This is a genomic window from Pseudomonadota bacterium, from assembly GCA_022361155.1.
Taxonomy (GTDB): domain Bacteria; phylum Myxococcota_A; class Polyangia; order Polyangiales; family JAKSBK01; genus JAKSBK01.
The window spans coordinates 1-1147 of the sequence record JAKSBK010000419.1 but is presented as its reverse complement, the minus strand read 5'-3'; the positions used below and the strand labels follow the sequence as shown (position 1 = coordinate 1147).

The 1147-nt window shown below is 69.6% G+C and carries 1 protein-coding gene; it reads right to left on the bottom strand.

Annotated elements, in window-relative coordinates:
• Positions 1-15 precede the first annotated feature (15 nt).
• A complete protein-coding gene (locus MJD61_16145) occupies positions 16-1029 on the bottom strand; it encodes a PDR/VanB family oxidoreductase (GenBank protein ID MCG8556795.1) in 1014 nt (337 codons plus the stop codon).
• Positions 1030-1147: the final 118 nt, after the last annotated feature.

Here is a 1147-nt window from a genome sequence, read left to right as displayed (position 1 = left end):
TAGGAGAGACATGCTCTAGAGATCCAGCACCAACAGCTTGCCGCTGGCGCGGGAGCAGCAGAGGGTCAGGCACTCCTGCTGCTCCTCCGGCGACAGGATCAGGTCGTGGTGCTCCACCTCGCCCTTCAGATAGCGGGTCTTGCAGGTGCCGCAGAGGCCGGAGTTGCAGGAGGTTTCGACCGCGATGCCGTTCTCGTTCAGGACCTCGGCGATGGACTTGTCGTTGGGGACGGAGAACTGCGCCCCGGTGCTGGCGATCTCCACCTGGAAGCCGATGCCGATGGTGCCGCCCATGGCGGCGGCCCGTTCCGCGGCCGTGAGGGACAGCTTGGGCGAGGCCTCGGCGGTGAAGAATTCCCGGTGGACGGTGCCCTCGGGCCACTCCGCGGCGGCCGCCTCGCAGGCCCGCATGAAGCCCTTGGGGCCGCAATAGTAGAGATGGGTGCCCGCCGTCCGGTCGGCCAGCAGGGCGGCGATGTCGAGGCCGTCGGCGGGCCGCCCGTTGTCGTGGTGGAGGATCACCCGGCCGTCGTCGATCAACGGCCCCAGTTCCGGCCTGAAGGCGGTGTGGGCGGGCGACCGGGTGCAGTAGTGCATGGTGAAGTCGGCGCCGATGGTGCGGAGACGGGCGATCATGGCCAACATGGGCGTCACCCCGATGCCGCCGGCCAGCAGCAGGTGGCGCCCGGCGGTCTCGTCCAGGGCGAAGTTGTTGCGCACGGCGCCGACGCAGACCGTGCGCTGCACGTGCACGCGTTCGTGCAGGCCGACGGACCCGCCCCGGCCCCGCTCGTCCTTCAGCACCGCGATCAGGTAGCGGTGTCGTTCCGCCGGGTCGTTGCAGAGGGAGTACTGGCGCACGCTGCCGTCGTGGAAGAAGAAGTCGATGTGCGCCCCGGCCTCGAACGGGGGCAGGTCGGCACCGTCCGGGTGCACCAGCTCGTAGGAGTTGATGCCCTCGGCCTGGAAGGTCACCTGGCGGACCTTGAGGCGCGTGGCGTTGAGCGGATAGTTGGCCCCCGTCTCCATGGGCTCATGCCTTCCTGGCGGGCCCGGCCCGGAGCGCGGTCGGGCGGGTCAGGCGAAATCCGCCTCGATGCGGGCGAACTTGTCCTGCACGTAGCCGGTGCGCTCGTCGCCATGGAGT

Bases quoted from the DNA above. Each gene is read 5' to 3' on its own strand.
- MJD61_16145 (MCG8556795.1), bottom strand. From the start codon at position 1,029: ATGGAGACGGGGGCCAACTATCCGCTCAACGCCACGCGCCTCAAGGTC.